Here is a 285-nt window from a genome sequence, read left to right on the forward strand (position 1 = left end):
GACGCACAGCCCGCTGTCGTCGGACAGCGCGGCAGGCCCGACAGGTCGGCCGCCGACAGCGCCTTCAGCTCGGCATTGGCGACGAAGGTCGTCCCCGTCTCTTCCGGCTCGGGCAGGTCGAGTTCGCGCGCCGACAGCAGTTCGATGCCATAGGGTGCGAGCAATTCGCGGAATTCGGCGACCTTGCCCTCGTTATGGCTGGCGATGACCAGCTTGCCTGGCTGAAGCTTGCGGATCGCCTGCGGGACGGGTCCTTCTCCGCTCATTGGTTCACCGCCCGGTCCT

General features: G+C 67.0%; 1 protein-coding gene. It reads right to left on the bottom strand.

Annotation, left to right across the window (positions count from 1 at the left end; all coding sequences use genetic code 11):
• Positions 1 to 266: non-canonical purine NTP pyrophosphatase (locus VJI94_RS08220; RefSeq protein WP_324009000.1), on the bottom strand; the 266-nt coding region annotated here is incomplete at its 3' end.
• Between the last annotated feature and the right edge of the window lie 19 nt (positions 267 to 285).

The organism is Parvimonas sp. D9 (assembly GCF_035282565.1).
GTDB lineage: Bacteria > Bacillota > Clostridia > Tissierellales > Peptoniphilaceae > Parvimonas > Parvimonas micra.